1 protein-coding gene is annotated in these 815 nt (G+C 58.3%); it reads right to left on the reverse strand.

Going from position 1 to position 815, the window contains the following annotated elements:
- Window positions 1-112: 112 nt before the first annotated feature.
- A partial coding sequence (locus tag AABE10_RS36245) for a DUF5131 family protein (protein ID WP_342937845.1) occupies window positions 113-815 on the reverse strand: 703 nt, incomplete at its 5' end.

Consider the following 815-nt stretch of genomic DNA (forward strand, 5'->3'; position numbering starts at 1 on the left):
ATGGGTAGAGCTGTTCGTACATTTCCCGGAATCCCGCGTTCCAATATCTATCCTGGATTATCGTTGGACATTAGAGACGCGAGAAGCCTGATTTACATCCAGAAAAGGTTCTTTATTCAGAGGCGGACAATAGAAGAGGGGAAATCCGGGGAAAATCATCGTGGATGCGGCCATCAAGCATCCGCCCAGCGGCTTTTTTACCGATCCGGTCCATTGTCTGGCGGAACGGGTTCGGGCCTTGGGGATTCCAGTGGTCGTTGTAGTCGAAAAAGCCGCTCTTGATTCTCGATCGGTCGCGCTCGATCAAATCGCTACCAGCAGATAAATTACCCGGCGCCCATTCTCCCCATTGCTTGAAGTGATAGGCAACGCCGGCGGCGGCACACTGGTCGCGCAAGGATCTCGCCCACGATGGATGCATTGGGCGCGCGCCGCGGCCGCTCTCACCGCCAACGAAGATGCCGTCGATCATCGGCGGAGCCTGCAGTTCATTCGGCTTACCCCAAGGGCCAATCCAGTCGTACAGGCTGACGTGACCGAGCAAAGGTTCCATCGAGAGGAAGCGTGTGTCAACGGGCGCGTCGATCAGCTTCTCAATATCCCGGTCGGCTTCAGTCTGATTGACGATCGTCGCGCCGAGCCACACGTTGTCAGGGGTGCCGTCAGGGAACATCGCGCCCAACATCGCGGACGCGTTCCCGATGCGCTTGGTCAGAAGCATCCAGATCAGGTGCGGCGTGGCGAGGATGAGCTGGCCGAATCGCTCACGCGCACCCGCCGGCGCAGCATTGTCGAACGGATCGCAAACGCTGGGA

Origin of the sequence: Paraburkholderia diazotrophica (assembly GCF_038900755.1) — a bacterium.
Classification (GTDB): Bacteria; Pseudomonadota; Gammaproteobacteria; order Burkholderiales; family Burkholderiaceae; genus Paraburkholderia; species Paraburkholderia diazotrophica_A.